4 protein-coding genes are annotated in these 2,875 nt (G+C 67.2%); 3 read left to right on the top strand and 1 reads right to left on the bottom strand.

Going from position 1 to position 2,875, the window contains the following annotated elements; all coding sequences use genetic code 11:
* Window positions 1-69 precede the first annotated feature (69 nt).
* The 3 genes from HC022_RS23115 (at window position 70) to HC022_RS23105 (ending at window position 2,078) form a co-directional block, all read left to right on the top strand.
* Window positions 70-1,359, top strand: coding sequence for a branched-chain amino acid ABC transporter permease (locus tag HC022_RS23115; protein WP_167453965.1), 1,290 nt, complete (start codon window positions 70-72; stop codon window positions 1,357-1,359).
* 125 nt (window positions 1,360-1,484) lie between these two features.
* Window positions 1,485-1,715, top strand: a complete 231-nt coding sequence (locus HC022_RS23110) for a hypothetical protein (RefSeq protein ID WP_167453964.1) — start codon at window positions 1,485-1,487, stop codon at window positions 1,713-1,715.
* Window positions 1,716-1,892: 177 nt separating this feature from the next.
* Window positions 1,893-2,078: a hypothetical protein gene (locus HC022_RS23105; protein ID WP_167453963.1), complete on the top strand. Its 186-nt coding sequence runs from the start codon at window positions 1,893-1,895 to the stop codon at window positions 2,076-2,078.
* A gap of 23 nt (window positions 2,079-2,101) precedes the next feature.
* On the opposite strand, the gene HC022_RS23100 is transcribed toward HC022_RS23105, so the two are convergent.
* Window positions 2,102-2,722 (bottom strand): helix-turn-helix domain-containing protein, encoded by a 621-nt coding sequence (locus tag HC022_RS23100; RefSeq protein ID WP_040384015.1) that lies wholly within the window; start codon window positions 2,720-2,722, stop codon window positions 2,102-2,104.
* Window positions 2,723-2,875: the final 153 nt, after the last annotated feature.

The raw sequence follows: 2,875 nt of genomic DNA, 5'->3' as shown, positions 1-2,875 counted from the left end.
CGTCAGCTTCGTGATCCTGATCATCGTTCTGCTGTTCCGGCCCACGGGTCTCTTCAAGGGGAAATCGGTATGAGGACGCTCGGTCTCTTCGCGCTCGTCGCGGCGCTCATCATCGCGACCGGGGTCCTGCAGAGCTGGAACTCGGCGCTGATCATCCTGAACATGGGGCTGGTGAGCGCGATCATGGCGCTCGGGGTCAACCTGCAATGGGGGCTCGCAGGGCTCTTCAACGTCGGCGTCATGGGCTTCGTGGCACTGGGCGGGCTCGCGGTGGTGCTGACCTCGGTCGCGCCGGTGCCCGAGGCCTGGGCCGCGGGCGGCTGGCGCATCATCGCGGCCCTCGCGCTGGGACTCGTGGCCATCGTGCTGAGCGTCGTGGCGTGGAAGCGCCTGCCGCGCGGGCGTCGCGGCCTTGCCGTGGCGGTGATCGCGGTGGGCGGCTTCTTCCTCTACCGCGCCGTGCTCGATCCGGGCGTCGACGCGGTGGAGGCGGTCAACCCCGCTGCCACCGGCTTCCTCGGCGGCCTCGGGCTGCCGGTGCTGCTGGCCTGGCCGGTGGGCGGGCTGCTTGCGGCGGGCGTCGCCTGGGTGATCGGCAAGACCGCACTGGGGCTGCGGTCGGACTACCTCGCCATCGCGACGCTGGGCATCGCCGAGATCATCATCGCGGTGATGAAGAACGAGGACTGGCTGGCGCGCGGCGTGAAGAACGTCATCGGCCTGCCCCGTCCCGTGCCCTACGAGGTCGACCTGCAGGCCAGCCCCTCTTTCGTCGAGACCGCCGGCTCGCTGGGGCTCGACGCCACCACCGCCTCGACGCTCTACGTCAAGCTCGGTTACTCGGTGCTTTTCACCGTCGTGCTGGTGGTGCTTCTGGTGCTGGCGCAGCTGGCGCTGAACTCGCCGTGGGGGCGCATGATGCGCGCCATCCGCGACAACGAGGAGGCGGCGGAGGCCATGGGCAAGGACGTCACCGCGCGGCACCTGCAGATCTTCATCTTGGGCTCCGCGCTCTGCGGCATCGCGGGCGCGATGATGACCACGCTCGACGGACAGCTCACGCCCTCGAGCTACCAGCCGCTGCGCTACACCTTCCTCGTCTGGGTGATGGTCATCGTCGGCGGCTCGGGCAACAACTTGGGCGCGGTGCTCGGCGGGTTCCTGATCTGGTTCCTCTGGGTGCAGGTCGAACCCATCGGCCAGTGGGTCATGGGGATCCTCACCTCGGGCATGGCGGACGGTTCGGCGATCAAGGCGCATTTGCTGGACTCGGTTCAGCACATGCGGCTGCTCACCATGGGCGTGATCCTGCTGCTGGTCCTGCGCTTCGCGCCACGGGGGCTGCTGCCCGAACGCTAAGCAGATGTTAGCATCTGCACCGGCATCCTCTGTGCAACGTTCCAAAGCGTTGCGCAGAGCTTTGCCGACCGGCGCGGGGCTTCGGAACGGAAGGACGAGTGTCACGTTTCGGAGGTATGAGACAGATGCAATGGACCCGTGTCGCCCAGAACTGGAACAGCGCCCGCCAGCGGCTTCAGGCGCATTTCACCGAGCTGGCCCCCGAAACCCTGGACCAGCCGCCCGCGCGGATAGAGACGCTGGTGGCCCAGGTGGCCGCGTGCCATGACCTCACGGTGTTCGAGGCGCGTGACGCGCTCGAGGCTCTGCTCTTCACCGACAGTCTGCCATGCGAGATCCGCCGCCGCGTCGGCTGAGGCGCGTTTGACCGCCCGTGACAAGCCCCTGCGGTCCGATCCTTGCCGGATCCCTCGTGACGATCATCCCTCGTGACGATCATCCCTTGTGACGATCAGATGAAATTTCAGCAGCGTACGGGCCGCGCGGGAACCGCGCAGCCTGCCTCGGGGTTATGCACACAGGCGGACCCCGTGATGCTGAATTTTATCAAGAACCGCAACGCCTTGTCCCCGAAGATCGTGGCGCCCGCGACCGTGGGCATCCGACCGCCCGGCCAGATGCCTGCAGTCGAGCCCTCGACGCCCGAGGAATTGACCTACTGGCATGCCGAGGACGAGCTCGCGCGGCTTGCGGCCCTCGCACGCGACGGTCAGTGCTGAACGCTTGCTCCGCCGGTCGTAAGCTAGCCGAGTGAGGTGACCCAGAGGATCGTCGCGTCCTCGGGGCTGGTCGAGACCACGTTGTGCCCCATCGTCGCGTCGTAATAGGCGCTGTCGCCGCGGCGCATCTCGATGGGCTCGTAGAACTCGGTGTAGAGCCGGATGATACCGGTCAGCACGTAGAGGAATTCCTCGCCGTCGTGGCGCACCCATCCGTCGAACTCGCCCATGTCGCGAGCCCGGACGCGGGCGCGGTACGGCAGCATCTTCTTCTTGGTGAGCGTCTCGGCCAGCAGCTCGTGCTCGTAGGTCACCGTGGCCTGATGCAGCCCCTCGCCGTCGCGCGTATGCACCATGCGGCCCGAGACCTGGTCTTTCTTCGGCGGTGTGAACAGCTGCGGCACGCCGATCCCCAGCCCGACCGCAAGCTTCTTGAGCGCGTCGTAGGTGGGTGACATCTGGCCGTTCTCGATCTTGGATAGCGTCGAGCGGGCGAGCCCCGCCTGCTTCGCCGCCTGCTCGAGCGTCCAATCCCGCTCCTTGCGCAGTTCGCGGACGCGCGCGCCAAGGTCAAGCGGCTCGGCCATGGCGTCTTCGCCAGTCTCGCGGGCAAGGCGAATAAGGGTCTTTGGGTCGCGCATCATGGTCCTGCTATAGGGCCCGCGCGGCACGCTTGCAACAATGGCGACAGCGCCCTAATCCCTGAGCATGACCTCGCTTTTCGACGAAGGCGCCTTCGCGCCCTGCCCCTCGCCCTTCAACCTCGCCGCGCATGTGCTCGCCGCGGGACAGGCGAC

The organism is Salipiger sp. HF18 (assembly GCF_011806505.1).
In the GTDB taxonomy this organism is placed as follows: Bacteria; Pseudomonadota; Alphaproteobacteria; order Rhodobacterales; family Rhodobacteraceae; genus Salipiger; species Salipiger thiooxidans.
Note: the sequence above shows the minus strand (reverse complement) of the source record. Positions and strands in the feature narration are given on the sequence as shown.

Coding starts and splice junctions, on each gene's coding strand:
- HC022_RS23100 (WP_040384015.1), bottom strand. CDS start 2,722: ATGATGCGCGACCCAAAGACCCTTATTCGCCTTGCCCGCGAGACTGGC.
- HC022_RS23105 (WP_167453963.1), top strand. CDS start 1,893: ATGCTGAATTTTATCAAGAACCGCAACGCCTTGTCCCCGAAGATCGTG.
- HC022_RS23115 (WP_167453965.1), top strand. CDS start 70: ATGAGGACGCTCGGTCTCTTCGCGCTCGTCGCGGCGCTCATCATCGCG.
- HC022_RS23110 (WP_167453964.1), top strand. CDS start 1,485: ATGCAATGGACCCGTGTCGCCCAGAACTGGAACAGCGCCCGCCAGCGG.